This is a genomic window from Pseudomonas sp. LBUM1652 (genome assembly GCF_059716105.1).
Genome location: NZ_CP166804.1, coordinates 679,264 through 693,840, shown reverse-complemented (window position 1 = coordinate 693,840; position 14,577 = coordinate 679,264). Strand labels below are relative to the sequence as shown.

At 59.8% G+C, this 14,577-nt stretch carries 15 protein-coding genes; 6 read left to right on the top strand and 9 right to left on the bottom strand.

All coding sequences use genetic code 11. The annotated features are described in order from the left end of the window. The first annotated feature begins 18 nt into the window (after positions 1-18). Positions 19-1,146, top strand: coding sequence for an ATP-binding protein (locus ACA069_RS03060; protein ID WP_497616265.1), 1,128 nt, complete (start codon positions 19-21; stop codon positions 1,144-1,146). 148 nt (positions 1,147-1,294) lie between these two features. Here the strand turns inward: ACA069_RS03060 and ACA069_RS03055 are convergent, their stop codons facing one another. Both ACA069_RS03055 and ACA069_RS03050 read right to left on the bottom strand, forming a co-directional pair. After that, entirely contained in the window at positions 1,295-1,600 is a 306-nt protein-coding gene (locus ACA069_RS03055) for a chaperone modulator CbpM (RefSeq protein WP_401265935.1), read from the bottom strand. Positions 1,601-1,623: 23 nt separating this feature from the next. After that, a complete protein-coding gene (locus tag ACA069_RS03050) occupies positions 1,624-2,574 on the bottom strand; it encodes a DnaJ C-terminal domain-containing protein (RefSeq protein WP_497616263.1) in 951 nt (316 codons plus the stop codon). 292 nt (positions 2,575-2,866) lie between these two features. Between ACA069_RS03050 and ACA069_RS03045 the strand changes: the two genes are divergently transcribed. Continuing rightward, positions 2,867-4,141 (top strand): Hsp70 family protein, encoded by a 1,275-nt coding sequence (locus ACA069_RS03045; protein WP_187678557.1) that lies wholly within the window; start codon positions 2,867-2,869, stop codon positions 4,139-4,141. A gap of 135 nt (positions 4,142-4,276) precedes the next feature. On the opposite strand, the gene ACA069_RS03040 is transcribed toward ACA069_RS03045, so the two are convergent. From ACA069_RS03040 to ACA069_RS03030, 3 genes are all read right to left on the bottom strand, one after another. Continuing rightward, positions 4,277-5,290: an AI-2E family transporter gene (locus ACA069_RS03040; RefSeq protein ID WP_489880675.1), complete on the bottom strand. Its 1,014-nt coding sequence runs from the start codon at positions 5,288-5,290 to the stop codon at positions 4,277-4,279. 305 nt (positions 5,291-5,595) lie between these two features. Beyond that, a complete protein-coding gene (locus ACA069_RS03035; RefSeq protein WP_187678558.1) occupies positions 5,596-5,901 on the bottom strand; it encodes a PsiF family protein in 306 nt (101 codons plus the stop codon). A 63-nt stretch (positions 5,902-5,964) separates the two neighbouring features. Then, on the bottom strand, positions 5,965-6,759 hold the full coding sequence (locus ACA069_RS03030) for an AraC family transcriptional regulator (RefSeq protein ID WP_497616259.1): 795 nt from the start codon (positions 6,757-6,759) through the stop codon (positions 5,965-5,967). A 96-nt stretch (positions 6,760-6,855) separates the two neighbouring features. Here ACA069_RS03030 and ACA069_RS03025 point away from each other — a divergent pair, with 96 nt between their 5' ends. After that, on the top strand, positions 6,856-7,743 hold the full coding sequence (locus ACA069_RS03025; RefSeq protein WP_497616257.1) for a DMT family transporter: 888 nt from the start codon (positions 6,856-6,858) through the stop codon (positions 7,741-7,743). A gap of 120 nt (positions 7,744-7,863) precedes the next feature. On the opposite strand, the gene ACA069_RS03020 is transcribed toward ACA069_RS03025, so the two are convergent. From ACA069_RS03020 to ACA069_RS03010, 3 genes are all read right to left on the bottom strand, one after another. Next, positions 7,864-8,754: an esterase/lipase family protein gene (locus ACA069_RS03020; protein ID WP_187678561.1), complete on the bottom strand. Its 891-nt coding sequence runs from the start codon at positions 8,752-8,754 to the stop codon at positions 7,864-7,866. Positions 8,755-8,845: 91 nt separating this feature from the next. Continuing rightward, on the bottom strand, positions 8,846-9,151 hold the full coding sequence (locus tag ACA069_RS03015) for a DMT family transporter (protein WP_401265926.1): 306 nt from the start codon (positions 9,149-9,151) through the stop codon (positions 8,846-8,848). After that, positions 9,152-9,790, bottom strand: a complete 639-nt coding sequence (locus tag ACA069_RS03010) for an FMN-dependent NADH-azoreductase (RefSeq protein ID WP_497616255.1) — start codon at positions 9,788-9,790, stop codon at positions 9,152-9,154. A 121-nt stretch (positions 9,791-9,911) separates the two neighbouring features. Here ACA069_RS03010 and ACA069_RS03005 point away from each other — a divergent pair, with 121 nt between their 5' ends. Further along, positions 9,912-10,829, top strand: a complete 918-nt coding sequence (locus tag ACA069_RS03005) for a LysR substrate-binding domain-containing protein (protein WP_497616253.1) — start codon at positions 9,912-9,914, stop codon at positions 10,827-10,829. A gap of 91 nt (positions 10,830-10,920) precedes the next feature. Next, positions 10,921-11,451 (top strand): ferritin-like domain-containing protein, encoded by a 531-nt coding sequence (locus tag ACA069_RS03000; RefSeq protein WP_401265918.1) that lies wholly within the window; start codon positions 10,921-10,923, stop codon positions 11,449-11,451. 88 nt (positions 11,452-11,539) lie between these two features. Here ACA069_RS03000 and ACA069_RS02995 read toward each other — a convergent pair whose 3' ends face one another. Next, positions 11,540-13,615 (bottom strand): AsmA family protein, encoded by a 2,076-nt coding sequence (locus ACA069_RS02995; protein WP_497616251.1) that lies wholly within the window; start codon positions 13,613-13,615, stop codon positions 11,540-11,542. Positions 13,616-13,999: 384 nt separating this feature from the next. Between ACA069_RS02995 and ACA069_RS02990 the strand changes: the two genes are divergently transcribed. Beyond that, on the top strand, positions 14,000-14,422 hold the full coding sequence (locus ACA069_RS02990) for a hypothetical protein (protein ID WP_401265913.1): 423 nt from the start codon (positions 14,000-14,002) through the stop codon (positions 14,420-14,422). Positions 14,423-14,577: the final 155 nt, after the last annotated feature.

Here is a 14,577-nt window from a genome sequence, read left to right as displayed (position 1 = left end):
TATTTTCAGGGACCGCCCATGCGTCTTTCCGAGTTCATCGTGGCCAACATCGACCCTATCGTCGATGAGTGGGAACAATTTGCCGCTACCATTACCCCGGCCGCCGACCATCTGGACTCCACCGCGCTGCGCGATCACGCCAGCGAAATTCTGCGGGCCGCCGCTCGCGACATGAACAAACCACAGAGCCCCGCCGAACAGGCTGCCAAAGCCAAGGGCGAAGGCCCGGAGAAAACCCCAAGCCTGGACGAGGCCGGCGCCAGCCATGGCGAGTTGCGCCACACCGTGGGTTTTGATCTGGTGCAGATGACCAGTGAATTCCGCCATCTGCGGGCCTGTGTGATTCGCCTGTGGGTCAACAGCCTGCAATCCCCTGACGTCGCCTATTTCCAGGACATGATCCGCTTCAACGAAGCCATCGACGAAGCCCTGGCCGAATCGACCGCCGCCTATGCCGAACAGGTCAACCGTTCGCGCGACATCTTCCTTGCCATCCTTGGCCATGACCTGCGCGCGCCGCTGCAAGCGGTGAGCATGTCCACCGAATTGCTGCTGCGCAAAACCCGTCTGGAAGGCGATGCCCTGACGTGCGCCCTCAATATCAAACGTGGCGCACGACACATGGCGGCCATGGTCAGCGACTTGCTGGAACTGGTGCGCAGTCGTCTGGGCAGAAGCCTGCCGATCGAGCCGGCGCCGATGGACATGGCCGACGCGGTGCGGGCAGCGATTGCCGAGGCTTGCGCGGGCAATCCGGAATGCGATCCGACGCTGACTGTAGAAGGCGATACCAGGGGAACATGGGATGCCGGGCGCATCGATCAACTGCTGCAAAACCTGATTGGCAATGCCTTGCAGCACGGTTCAAACCAGCACGACGTGACCGTGAGCCTCAGCGCAGAAGGCGATAGCGTGTGCCTTACGGTGCATAACTTCGGCACACCGATTCCCGAAGAAGCAGTCGGTACGATCTTCGACCCGCTGGTGCGCAGCGCCGACGAACAGCTCGGGCAGCCTTCTACCAGCCTCGGTTTGGGGTTGTTTATCGTCAAGGAAGTAGTCATCGCCCATGGCGGGACAATCGAAGTCAGCTCGAACGCGGCTGACGGGACGCTGTTCAGTGTGGTGTTGCCCAGAAAGGTTTAAGCAGATAAACCGAGGGGAATTCATCGCTGGCAAGCCAGCTCCCACAGGGTTCTGCGTCGGTTGCAAAATATGCATTCGACGCGATACTTGTGGGAGCTGGCTTGCCAGCGAAGAGGCCCTTCAGTGCAAACTGTAAACAACGGTAAAACTACTCGACCACCAGCCGCCCCAATCGCTGGCGCAACATACGGTTCTCGGCCCGCAGTTCCTTCACTTCTTCCAGCAGATTCAACGCCAGGGCGACGCCTTCCCACTCCAGATCCAGGTCGCGCCGCAGCTTGGCGGCGCGTTTGGCCAGAGTCAGCTCGTAATCGGTGAAACGCCATTCCCGGGGCTGCGCGCCCTGAGGTTCGAGGATGCCGTGTTCGACGATTTCGATCACGTAGACGTCCGACAAATCGGCTGCCTCACAGAATTCTGCCATGTCCAGTTGAACGATCAGGGGGCTGCTCATGATGGGCTACTCCGTCGCTGGGTTCAGAAGTTCTCTCGCGGATTGAAGGCGGCTTTTTTCGCCAGTTCCTGCCACAACGCTTTGACGTCATCGTCCGCTGCTTTCGGCATCACGGCCTTGAGCTGCACGAACAGATAACCTCGCTCGCCGGCCTTGTTTTTCAGACCATGGCCCTTGGCGCGCATGCGCTGACCGTTCTGACTGCCGGCCGGAACCTTGAGGTTGATCTTGCCGGTCAGGGTCGGCACGGCCACTTCAGCGCCCAACGCCAACTCCCACGGTGCCAGCGGCAACGTAATGATCAGGTTTTCGCCTTCGACATCGAACTTCGGATGCGGCGCGAAACGAATGGTCAGGTACAGATCGCCATTCGCCCCGCCACCTGCGCCAGGTGCGCCCTGACCTTTGAGGCGGATGCGCTCGCCGTCGGTCACGCCCGCCGGGATCTTCACGTTCAGGCTCTTGCTGGTGTTGCTGAGGTGCTGGCCGTTGGCGTTGTATTGCGGCACCTGAAAGGTGACCTTCTTCGATTCGTTCGAGAGCGTTTCCTCGAGGAAGATCGGCAGTTCCATTTCCACGTCTTGCCCTCGGCGCCCTGCACTGCGTTGTTGCCGACCTTCACCGCCACCGAAACCGGGGCCGCGATTGCCGAAGATCGAACTGAAGAAGTCCGAGAAGTCGCCGGTGTCGCCACCGCCGCCGCCAAAACCGCCCCGGCTCTGCCAGCCCGGTGGCCCCTGGAACGGCTGACCGTGCTGGCCATAGCGGCGCAGCTCGTCGTATTCGGCACGTTTGTCGGCGCTTTTCAGCGCTTCATAGGCTTCCGAGGCGTCCTTGAACTTGGCCTCGGCGTCCTTTTCCTTGCTGACATCGGGGTGGTATTTGCGCGCCAGCTTGCGATAGGCAGCCTTGATTGCCTTGTCGTCTGCTGTCGGCTCCACGCCGAGTATCTTGTAATAGTCTTTGAAGTCCATTGAAGGAATCACCGTCCGTTATCGATTTCGCGCCGATGCCAGCATGCGCCGATTCGCGCATGCCGGGTTGACCGATCTCAAACTTGTGACCGGGTGGCGCAGCAGAAGTTTATCGGCAGTGGGCGACGGTTCTTGCGACCGCCGGTATGTCTGCCGGCCCATGCCAGCAAGTTTGGGGCGAAGCTGCGAGTTTCAACCCAGTCTAGTCGCGAAATAGCTGATGACCGGCCTTCGAATCTGCCGCGCACTGACATACACTGCGCGGCCGTTTTTTGACCGGAACCCGAAAGACATGAATAACGCCTCTCCAGCCCGTGCCTGCGGCATCGACTTCGGCACCTCCAACTCCACCGTCGGCTGGCTGCGCCCCGGCATGGAAACGATGATCGCGCTGGAAGACGACAAGATCACCCTGCCGTCGGTGGTCTTTTTCAACATCGAGGAGCGCCGCCCGGTCTACGGTCGCCTGGCGCTGCACGAATACCTGGAAGGCTACGAAGGCCGCCTGATGCGCTCGCTCAAGAGCCTGCTCGGCTCCAAGCTGATCAAGCACGACACCAGCGTTCTCGGCACGGCAATGCCGTTCAAGGACTTGCTCGGCCTGTTTATCGGCCAGCTCAAGAGCCGCGCCGAAACTGCCGCCGGTCGGGAATTCGAACAAGTGGTGCTGGGGCGTCCGGTGTTCTTCGTCGATGACGATCCGCTGGCCGACCAGGAAGCCGAAGACACCTTGGTGGAAGTGGCACGCAAGATCGGTTTCAAGGACGTGTCGTTCCAGTACGAACCGATTGCCGCAGCATTCGACTACGAGTCGACCATCGAAAAGGAAGAGCTGGTACTGATCGTCGACATCGGCGGTGGTACATCCGACTTCTCGCTGGTGCGCCTTTCGCCCGAGCGTCGCGGTGTGGAAAACCGCCACGACGACATCCTCGCCACGGGCGGCGTACACATCGGCGGGACCGACTTCGACAAACAACTGAGCCTGCAAGGCCTGATGCCGCTGTTCGGCTACGGCAGTCGCATGAAAAGCGGCGCCTACATGCCAACCAGCCACCACATGAACCTGGCGACCTGGCACACGATCAACTCGGTGTACTCGCAGAAATCCAGCCTGGCGCTGGGCAGCATGCGCTACGACATCGAAGACACCGGCGGCATCGATCGCCTGTTCAAGTTGATCGAACAACGCGCCGGCCACTGGCTGGCGATGGAAGTGGAAGAAACCAAGATCCAGCTGACCCACGCCGACAGCCGCCATGTGCCGCTGGATCGGATCGAACCCGGGTTGAGCGTGGAACTGACGCGGGCTTTGTTCGAGTCGGCGATTGATGCATTGCTGGAGCGCGTGCGCGGCAGCGTCACGCAGTTGTTGAACGACGCGAATGTGTCAGTGGCTCAGGTCGATACAGTGTTCTTCACCGGCGGTTCCAGCGGCATCCCGGCCCTGCGCAACAGCGTTTCGGCGATGTTGCCGAATGCGCGGCATGTCGAAGGGAATATCTTCGGCAGCATTGGCAGCGGTCTGGCGATTGAGGCGATGAAGCGTTACGGCGCAATGGCCTGACCCAGAATCGGCGGCGCGCCCTTCGCGAGCAGGCTCGCTCCCACAGTGGATCGCATTTCAACTGAAGGAATGCGCTCAACATGTGGGAGCGAGCCTGCTCGCGAAGAGGCCAGCTCAAACACTACAAATTCTGAATCAAACCATCCCGCCCAGCTTCAACTCACTCTTCAGATACGCATAGTAAATCGGCCCCGCCACTACTCCCGGCAGGCCGAATGCGGCCTCGAACACCAGCATCGCCAGCAGCAACTCCCACGACTTCGCACTGATCTGCCCGCCAACAATGCGCGCATTGAGAAAGTATTCGAGCTTGTGGATAAAAATCAGATACCCCAACGCCGCCAACGCCACCCAGATCGACAGCGACAGGCCGACGATGGTGATCAGCGTGTTCGATATCAGGTTGCCGATCACCGGCAACAGGCCGAGCAGGAAGGTCAGGACGATCAGGGTCTTGGTCAGCGGCAGATGGATGCCGAACATCGGCAGGATCAACGCCAGAAAGATCCCGGTGAAGAAGGTGTTGAGCAGGGAAATCTTGATCTGCGCGAAAACGATGTTACGAAACGCCTGCACCAGCAGGTGCAGGCGATCGAACAAAGCGGCGGCCAGCGGCTTGCGTTTGGTGACATCCGGTATGCGCTGCAGGGCAATGATTGCGCCGAGCACCATGCCGATCAACAGCGTCACGAACATGTGCGCCGCGTCCTTGCCCACCAGTTGCAGGTCGGCCAGGTGCTTGCTCGCCCATTCGCCAATCGCTACGCGAAATTCCGCGGCACTGGCCGGCAGATAAGCGTCGATGAACGGCGGCAACTGACCGCGCGCGCGGTCGACCACTCCCATGAATTTGTCGAGGGAAGCCCCGGGATTTTCCGCTTCGTGCAGGAGGAAACTGATGGCGCCGGCGAAGATCAGCGCCAGCACACTGACCACCAGCGTGCCCAACAGCGCCACCGCCAGCCAGCGCGCGCGCCGGCCTTCGATCAGCCGTTGCAGTTGCGGAGTGAGCATGTTGACCAGCTCGAACACCAGCAACCCCGCCAGCAGGCTGGGCAACAAGCGCAGCGGGAGCACCAGCAGCAAACCGCCGAAAATAATGATGCAACTGACCCAGAACACAACATGACGCTCAGAAAACGTTGGCATACAGCCTCAAAACGAACGGCGTAAAAGGATTGGCAGTCTGCCAGCGATCCGGGGGGAGCACTAGGGATATGCGGTGTTTGCAGCCCTCACCCTAGCCCTCTCCCAGAGGGAGAGGGAACTGATCGGGGGATGCTGAGGATATCCGGCGACCTGAAAGAGCTGATTGAATCCATAATCAACAGCTTTGTTCTGGTCGACGAATGTCTTGAGACAACGCGGTCAGTCCCCTCTCCCTCCGGGAGAGGGTTAGGGTGAGGGCGAATCTCAAGACGGACTCAAAAAACTCAGGCAGTACGCGAACCCGTTTATTTTTTCTTCAGGCATTCACTCATGAACGTCTTGCGCGCATCACCGGCCAGCGCCTTGGTTTTCGCATCGGCATTACACGTTTTCATCTTTTCCTGCTGCGGGGTCAGGGCCTTGGCGTCGTTGGCTGCCGGCGCTGCCTTGAGGCAGGTGCTCATGAAGGTTTTGCGCTCATCGCCTTTCAGACTCTTGGCGGTCGCATCGGCATTGCAGGTGGTCATTTTGTTCTGTTGCGCCGTGGCGGCGAAACCTTGGGAACACAGGAGCAAACCAATCATCAACAAAGGGACACGCAACATCTTCATGGAGTTTTCTCCTTGTCGCCGCTTCGATGGAGGCGGCCTCTTCGGCAGTGTAGCCAAATCTTGTTACACCTTCCTGCCTTCCAGGTGGCTGCGGCGGTACTGCTCCGGCGTGCAGCCCGCCTGACGGGCAAACATGGCGATAAAAGCCGAGCCGCTGCTGTAACCCAGGTCGAAAGCGATCTCCTGCACACTGCGCGAAGTTTCCAGCGCTTCGATCGCGGCGAGATAGCGCAGGCGCTGGCGCCACTCGCCAAAACTCATCCCCAGTTCGCGAGCAAACTGCCGCGCCAGCGTGCGCTCGCTGACATGCACCTGCGCCGCCCAGTGCGCCAGCGGTTGATTGTTGCCAGGCTCAGCCTGCAACGCTTCGAGGATCGCCAGTAACCCGGGATGGCTCGCATAGGGCAGATAACACTCATGCACCGGTGCCTGTTGCAGTTGATCGACCAGCACTTGGGCCAGACGCTGATCGGCATCGAGTTCGGGGATCTTCACGTCGCGGGCGGCGAAGTCTTTGAGAATCGCCTTGAGGATGTCGCTGATCGCCAACGTGCAGGCGCGCGCCGGCAATTCGGCACAGACCTTGGGATCGAGACACACCGCACGATAGTTGACCGGTTGATGGCTGTAGAAACTGTGCTCGACCTGCGGCGGCACCCAGACTGCGTATTGCGGCGGCGACATGAAACGACTGCCGTCGACGTCCATGTGCAGCACGCCATGGGCCGCGTATTCCAGCGTGCCCCACGGATGACGGTGGGGCGCGGCGAATTCGTGGGCGTTGAAGTCGGCGTAGCGGAAGTACACCGCCGACGGCAGTTCGCTGAAATCCAGCAGATCGATGTGTTTACTGTTCATGCTGTCCGGTTTCAGAGGCAGGTTGTCCGGTTCGAAGTATAGGCCTGCATCCAGACAAGGGATAATCGCGCTTCATCAACGTAATGGTTTCAACGCATGCAATACGCTTTTCCTCTGCTGGCGATTTTTATCTGGGCCGGCAACACCGTGATCAACAAACTCGCGGTCGGTGCGATCTTCCCCGCCGAGATCGGTTTTTACCGCTGGCTGCTGGCGGGTCTGTTGTTCACGCCGTTCATGCTCAAACAAGTCATCGCGCACTGGCCGCAAATTCGCCCGAACCTGGGCAAGATTTTCGTCCTCGGCGTACTCGGCATGGCGGTCTATCAGAGCCTCGCCTACTTCGCCGCGACCCTGACCACCGCCACCAACATGGGCATCATCTTGTCGCTGATGCCATTGATGTCGCTGGCCATGGCGATCATCAGCCTCGGCCAGCGCCTGACAGCCGGTGCGCTGGTGGGTGCGGTGTTCTCGTTCGCCGGCGTGCTGGTGGTGGTGTCGTCCGGCAGCCTCGGCGCGCTGTTGCAACACGGGGTGAACCTGGGTGACGCGATGATGCTGATTGCCACGCTGGCCTACGCGATTTACAGCACATTGCTGAAAAAATGGCAGCTGCGCCTGCCGCCGCTGGTGTTGTTGTATTTGCAGGTACTGGTGGCGATTGTGGTGTTGTTTCCGCTGTATGCCACTTCGCCGAAAACCGGGCTGACCCTGCAGAATATTCCGCTGGTGCTGTACGCGTGTCTGCTGGCTTCGATGCTCGCGCCATTGGCGTGGATGCAGGCGGTGCAGCGCCTGGGGCCGAGCCGGACGACATTGTTCTTCAATCTGCTGCCGTTGATTACGGCGCTGATTGCGGCGGTGGTGTTGAAAGAACAACTGGCGATGTATCACCTGGTCGGCGGCTTGTTGACCTTGGGTGGGGTGATTTTGTCTGAGCGCTGGACGACGGTGCTGAGCCGCAGAGTGAGCGTTACCTGATCCGGCCTGTGGTGAGGGGATTTATCCCCGATGGGTCGCGAAGCGGCCCCTCTCTTCATCCAATAATTGGGGCTGCTGCGCAGCCCATCGGGGATAAATCCCCTCGCCACAAAAGCACAGTCAGACCCCGGCTGCTTTAAGCCGCGCCGCATGCTCGACAAACAGCCGCACCGGATCGGCGCCCTTGCCCACCAGCCCCAGCGACTGGTTGACGATGTCGAAATGATCCAGCGGATAGTCATCGCCAATCACTGTGCCCAAGTGCGAACTGTAACGCCCGACCATGCCATCGCACTGCCCAGGTTCACGCACGAATGTCTTGGCGAACAACCGGCAACTGCGATTGGTCCCGTCAAACAGATTGCCGCCACGATCCGTCTTGCCCGGCTGCAACGTCCCCGACCACGAGTAATACCTCACGCCGTTGACCTCTTCCGGCCCATGCCCGCCCCAGGTTTCGGGCAGGCCCTGTGGATAACGCTGATTGAACAGCGCCACACCTTCAAAGGTCAGCGATTGGTGCGAGGCGTGGATATCCACCGGCAGTTTTGGCCCGTGATAGCCGGTCTCCAACAGCGCCATCAACCAGCCGACAAAGCGCAGCAGCGCTTCAAGAATGCGCCCCTTGGCGCTGTCCGCCGGGTAGTGCTTTTGCAGATAGTCGGCCAGTTCGGAACCGTGATTAGGCCCGGCGACCGACGTCACAGAAGCCACCAGATCCGGGCGTTTCGCCGCGGCATAACGCGCCGTCAGCGAGCCTTGGCTATGACCGAACAGATTGACCTTGGCCGCGCCGGTTTCGCGCAGGATCTCCTCGATCCGTGTCAGCAATTGCTCGCCACGCACCTCGGTCGAATTCAACGGCGACACCTGCACGGCAATCACCGTCGCACCACCACGGCGCAACGCTTTGATGATCCCGTACCAATATGGATAGAGAACGAGCCGGATAAACCCGAGCATTCCCGGCACCAGCACCAGTGGATAACGCGTACGCGAGGCGTGCGACATGGGCAAACATCCTTGTGGTCGGTGAATGGATGCAAGGCGTGCAAAACGCCCGCCAAGCATCCTCCCTGAACATGACAACTCGATGAGCAGCCTACTTCAGCCCCACCACCCCCGCCACAATCAGGCCTACCGACAGCAGCTTGACCAGCGTCAGGCTCTCGCCGAGCAAGGCAAAGCCGAGAAACACTGTGCCCAGCGAACCGATGGCGGTCCAGATCGGATAGGCGATACTCACCGGCAATTCACGCATGGCCAATGTCAGGAAGTAGATCCCGCCGACCGCAGCGACCACGGTGATCATCGACGGCCAGAGCCGGGTGAACCCTTCCGCGTACTTCATGCCCATGGCGAAGGTCACTTCAAACCCCGCGGCGATCAGCAGGAACAGCCAGGCCACCTAGAACGCCCGGGCGAGGTCGAGCAAACGCTGCTCGGCCTCGGCCAGCGACACCGCGAAGGTGCGTTCGGCAGACTCTTCGCCCTCGGCCGCGACTACCGTGACGTCGTTGATGCCGATAAATCCCAGCGCCGTGCGCAGCCATGGATCGGCGTGGTTCAAAGCCTCCAGCTCACCGCCGGGACCGAAGCCGAAACCGCCGCGACTGGTGACGATCAAGGCTTTCTTGCCCTGCAACAGCGGCGTGTACTGGGCAATGCCGTTGTCCAGCGTGTGGTCAAACGTCAGGCCCAGCCGCACGATCTGATCGACCCAGGCCTTGAGGCCACTGGGCACGCTGAAGTTGTACATCGGCGTGGAAATCAGCAGCAGGTCGTGGTCGAACAACTCGCCGACCAGTTGATCGCTGAGCGCCAGATCGGCCTGCATCGACAATGGACGCGCCTCGGGTTCCGGGTAAAACGCCGCCGCGACGAAGGCCTCGTTGACCGCCGGAATCAGCGCCCGACCAACTTCACGCCGAGTTACCTGAGCCTGCGGATGGCGCACTTGCCAGGCACTGAGAAAACCTTCCGTCAAACGCCGCGAATGGGAACGGTCGCCACGGGGGCTGGCATGAAGCGCAAGAATCCTGTTCATCTATAAATCCTCCGGACTAGAATCAACCTGCTTGTGGCTTGCAGCTTGAGGCGCGTCACGGCATCTCTTCAAATGAACAGAAATCAGTCTGGATGAGTTTATTTCATCCATGGAGTAACAAATGTTCGCCTCGCTGCCGCTAACCGCCCTGCGCGCCTTCGAATCCGCCTCGCGCTTGCTGAGCTTCAAGGCTGCCGCTGAAGAACTGTCGGTGACACCCACAGCGATTTCCCATCAGATCCGAGCGCTGGAGGACTGGCTGGGCGTCGCGTTGTTCGAACGCCTGCCGCGACAGGTACGCCTGACCGAGGGCGGTGAACGGTTGTTCCGCAGTCTGCACGGCGCCTTGCTGGAAGTGGCGCAAAGCGTCGACACCCTGCGCCCGCAACGCAGCGGCAGCAGCCTGACGCTGTCGACCACCGCCGCGTTCGCTGCGCTGTGGCTGGTGCCGCGACTGGGGCGGTTTTATGCGAAACACCCCAACATCAACGTGCGTCTCGACACCCATTGTGAAGTGATCGATCTGCATCAGGACGCCAGTGTCGATCTGGTGCTGCGCTACAGCCTCGATGACTACCCGAATCTGTATGGCCTCTGCCTGTTCGATGAATCGTTCGGCGTGTACGGCTCGCCGGAGCAAGTGGCACTGGCCGCACGCCGCACACCGACCTTGATCAGCGTGCACTGGCACAACTCCAAGCTGTATGCCCACGGCTGGGAAGCCTGGTGCGCCAAGTCCGGCGAGAACTGGCTGAATCAACATCCGGCGATCCGCGAATACGACGAAGAGCATTACGCCCTGCAAGCCGCGATTGCCGGGCAAGGGCTGGTACTGGCGAGCAATATTCTGGTCTCGGAGAGCGTCGCCAGCGGTTTGCTGGTGCCGTACAAGGGCGAGGTTCAGGTCGATGGGGCCGGCTACAGTGCGTTGTGTGTGCCGGGGCGCGAGCGGCATCCGCCGGTGCGCGCATTTTTTGCGTGGTTGCGCGACGAAGCGCAGCTTTCAGGGTTGGCGCCGAGGTTGCCGAAAATCCCGTAAAACTTTTTGCATCGCTCAAGACTCACAACCTGGGTAGGCGATCACGTCAGTAGAGCGTGACGCCAATCGGATTAGCCTCCAGGAGACTGAAATGAGCGACCTGCATTTATCTGATGTTCAAACCCTGCGCGAGCGCGCACGACAAAACGTGGAAAACGGCGCGGTGACCGAGGGTTACAGCGCCAACCGTGAAGAGGTGCTGCGCTTGCTCAATGAATCGCTGGCCACTGAACTGGTCTGCGTGTTGCGCTACAAGCGCCACTACTTCATGGCCAACGGCCTGAAAGCCCACGTGGCCGCTGAAGAGTTTCTCGAACACGCCACCCAGGAAGCCGAGCACGCCGACCGCCTGGCAGAGCGCATTGTGCAACTGGGCGGCGAACCAGAGTTCAACCCCGACTTGCTGTCGAAAATGTCCCACGCACAATATGTCGCGGGGAACACTTTGAAAGAGATGGTCTACGAAGACCTCGTGGCCGAGCGGATCGCCATCGACAGCTACCGCGAGATCATTCAGTACATCGGCGAGAAAGACCCGACCACTCGACGCATCTTCGAAGACATCCTGGCGCAGGAAGAAGAGCATGCCGATGACATGGCCGACATCCTCAACGACCTCTAAACCTTAAACGCAAAAGATCGCAGCCTGCGGCAGCTCCTACACTGATCTCTGTAGGAGCTGCCGCAGGCTGCGATCTTTTGATCTGCTGTTACTTGCTTGGCTTGACGGTCACCGGCGCCTTGCCCGCCTTCATCTGCTCCAGCAGCGGCGCACACTGATTGGGTTCCCCGCCACTCGGCGCGACCAGCGCCAGCAGCCCGGCCGCCGGTGCGGCAATCACACCCAGCGCTACCATCCCCGCCCCGCGCAGCAACAACGGCACGGCTTTCACGCCCGCGTCCGGCTTGATGAACTTGCCGCGCACGTACAGTGGCGAACGCAGGGATATCAAACGCCAGCCTTTGGATTCCGGCGTCACCGTCAGGTCCAATTGCTCGGTGGCCATGTTCGCCGTGCCGTCGATGTAGATGATCGCATTCTCGGTATCGAAGACAAACAGCCGCGTGGTTGCCAAACCCGCCTTGATATCGAAGTCCGCCGCCGCGCAATTGATCTTCACTTCCTTGTCGCCAAAGATCTTGCCGATCACATAGTTACCGACGTTAAGCCCCGCCAGCTCCATCAGCTCACGGCTGATCGCACCGTCGTTGATCAGCATCTTCAGATTGCCATTCGCACCGCCCAGCAGCTTGGCCACCGAGTTACCGCGACCGGTGATATCCGCATCGCCGTTCAGCTCGCCGAAACTGGTTTTCATCGGTTCGAAAGTCGGGAACAGCTCCTTGAGCTTGAATCTGCGCGCCGTCAGTTTGGCCCGGCCTTCCAGCGGTTCGGTGCGACCGTTGAGGCGGATCTGCGCGTCCAGATTGCCGCCAGCCACGCCAAAGCGCAGCGGCTCCAGGCTGAGCTCGCCGTCGTTGAGTTTCAGGTGGGTATAAAGGTCGGTGAATGGCAGCTTTTCACTGTGGACGATGCGCTTGCCGGTGAATTCGACATCGGCATCCATTGCGCGCCAGCGGTCAGTCTTGAACTCTTCTACCGGCAGCACTTTGTCAGCCGGTTGCTTGCTCTCGCCGCCACGGGCCTTTTGTTTGTCGTTCGAATCAGCACCGATCAATGGTGCGAGGTCGGCGAACAGCAGTTGATTGGACAACAGCGCGCCGCTGAGTTTTGGCCGTGGCTGGCTGGCGACGTAGGTCAGGTCACCATGGATGTCGCTGCCGCCGATCTTGCCATTGAATTTTTCATAGGTGAATTTTGCGCCAGCCTCGTCATGCAGCTTGGCGATCAGGTGGCCATCGGTGGAGTAAGGTGGCGTGTCCGGCAGGGTCACGCCGGTCAGCGGGTAGAGATTGCCAAGGCTGGCACCGGCCAGCTTCAGTCGCAGGTCGAGGGCGCCGAGGTTGCGCGGATCGGTGAGGGTGCCGGCCAGTTCAATGCGGGTGTCACCGATTTTCGCTTGAGCCTGCAGCGGAAACAGTTTGCTCGCATCCTGCAAGGCCAACAGGCCGCCGATCTTGCCCTGGCCGGTCAGATTCTGGCCGTGATACTGACCTTTAACCTTTAATGCGAAGGCATAGTCCTGCGGTGCGCCGCCCTTGTCCTGCGCAGTTTTCGCTGCTTTGTCACCGACGATTTCGCTGAACGGAATCGGTTTGCCCAGCGGATCGATCAGCACATCGAGATTGGTCTTGAGGGTCTGGTCATCGAGGGTAACGTGGCCCTTGTCGAACTTGATGGCGCCTATGTCGACAACCCAGTTCGACGGCTCAGCATTCGGGTCCTTGGGATCGAACTTGAACGTCCAGTTGGCGCGGCCATCGGCCAGACGCTGCAATTCGGCGTTGGGTTCGGTCAGGTCAATACGCGGGATCACCACCCGTTGCGCCAGCAATGCCAGCGGCGAGATGCGCAGCTCAACGCGCTTGAGCGTGACCATCTGCGGTTTCTTCGACCAGTCCGGATTACCCAGGCTCAAATCCTCGGCGACCACGTGCGGCCACGGCACCCAGGCGCGCCAACCGCCCTCCTCCGGCTCGCGCTGCCAGATCACTGCGAGGTTCCCGTTGATGGCAAAGGGTCGGTGCAGTTCTTCCGAGACTTTGGCGTTGAGCGGCGGTTTGATCCGGTTCCAGTCGAAGAACACGATGATCAGCACCAGTACGGCCAGTAGCAATAAGAGGATGGCGAAGGTCCAGCTGAAGATTTTTCCAGTGCGAGTCATGCACAAAGCTCCTGATCACGACCGCGCGCCGAAAACGCGGCGCACAGCTGAAACGGCGGGCCAAAGCGGCCCATATGAAATCTGTGACTGGCAAAAGGCCCGCAGGTTTAATCAAAAGACAGATTAAGACGCAAAAAACCGCGCGCAATCTGACCAATCGGTCGAACAGCGTTACCGCCCCCGCAATTTTGCGAAGCGCGAGTGGGTCGAAAATACCCACTACGGTGCAAAAGCATCCCTCTGAAAGGCCCGTTCTAGAGCCTCTCCGCAGAACAATCAATTCTGTTGATTATTACCATTGCGTTTATGAACTTTTATATCGACTTATCGAGAGTAGCATTGCCCTCGTACCCACTTTATCGCCCTCCCAAGGAGCAACCCATCATGAAACGCCAATTACTGCTCAGCCTTACCCTGTCGATGCTTGCCAGCACTGCTTTTGCCCTGCCCGCTGCCGACCAGGCTACTCCGCAAGTAAAAGACAGCCACTCGGTGTTCAGCCAAACCCTCGCCGAAGACGGGTATGACAAAACCCCACAAGGTCAGACCCTGGCTGAAGATGGTTACGACAAAACCCCACAAGGTCAGTCGTTAGCAGAAAACGGCCGTAATCGTCTGGAAGAAAAAGGTCTGGTCGAAGACGGCTACGACAAAACTCCACAAGGTCAGGCTGTCGCCGAAAACGGTCGTAACCGCTTGGAAGAAAAAGGTCTGGTCGAAGACGGCTACGACAAAACCCCACAAGGCCAAGCTGTTGCCGAAGGTGGTGGTGACCGTGTCATCGAACGCAACAGCGCTTTGAGCTAAGCCCATGGCGGCCCTGAAAAAAAGCCCAATCCCCGGATTGGGCTTTTGACTTTTCAGCCGCGGCTATTAATAAGTCGCTATTTCCCCGCTGCATCCCCCCGCTGCCGTTCGACGCCGTTAAAGCCGATTTGCTAGAGTGCTGCGCTTGTCCTGCC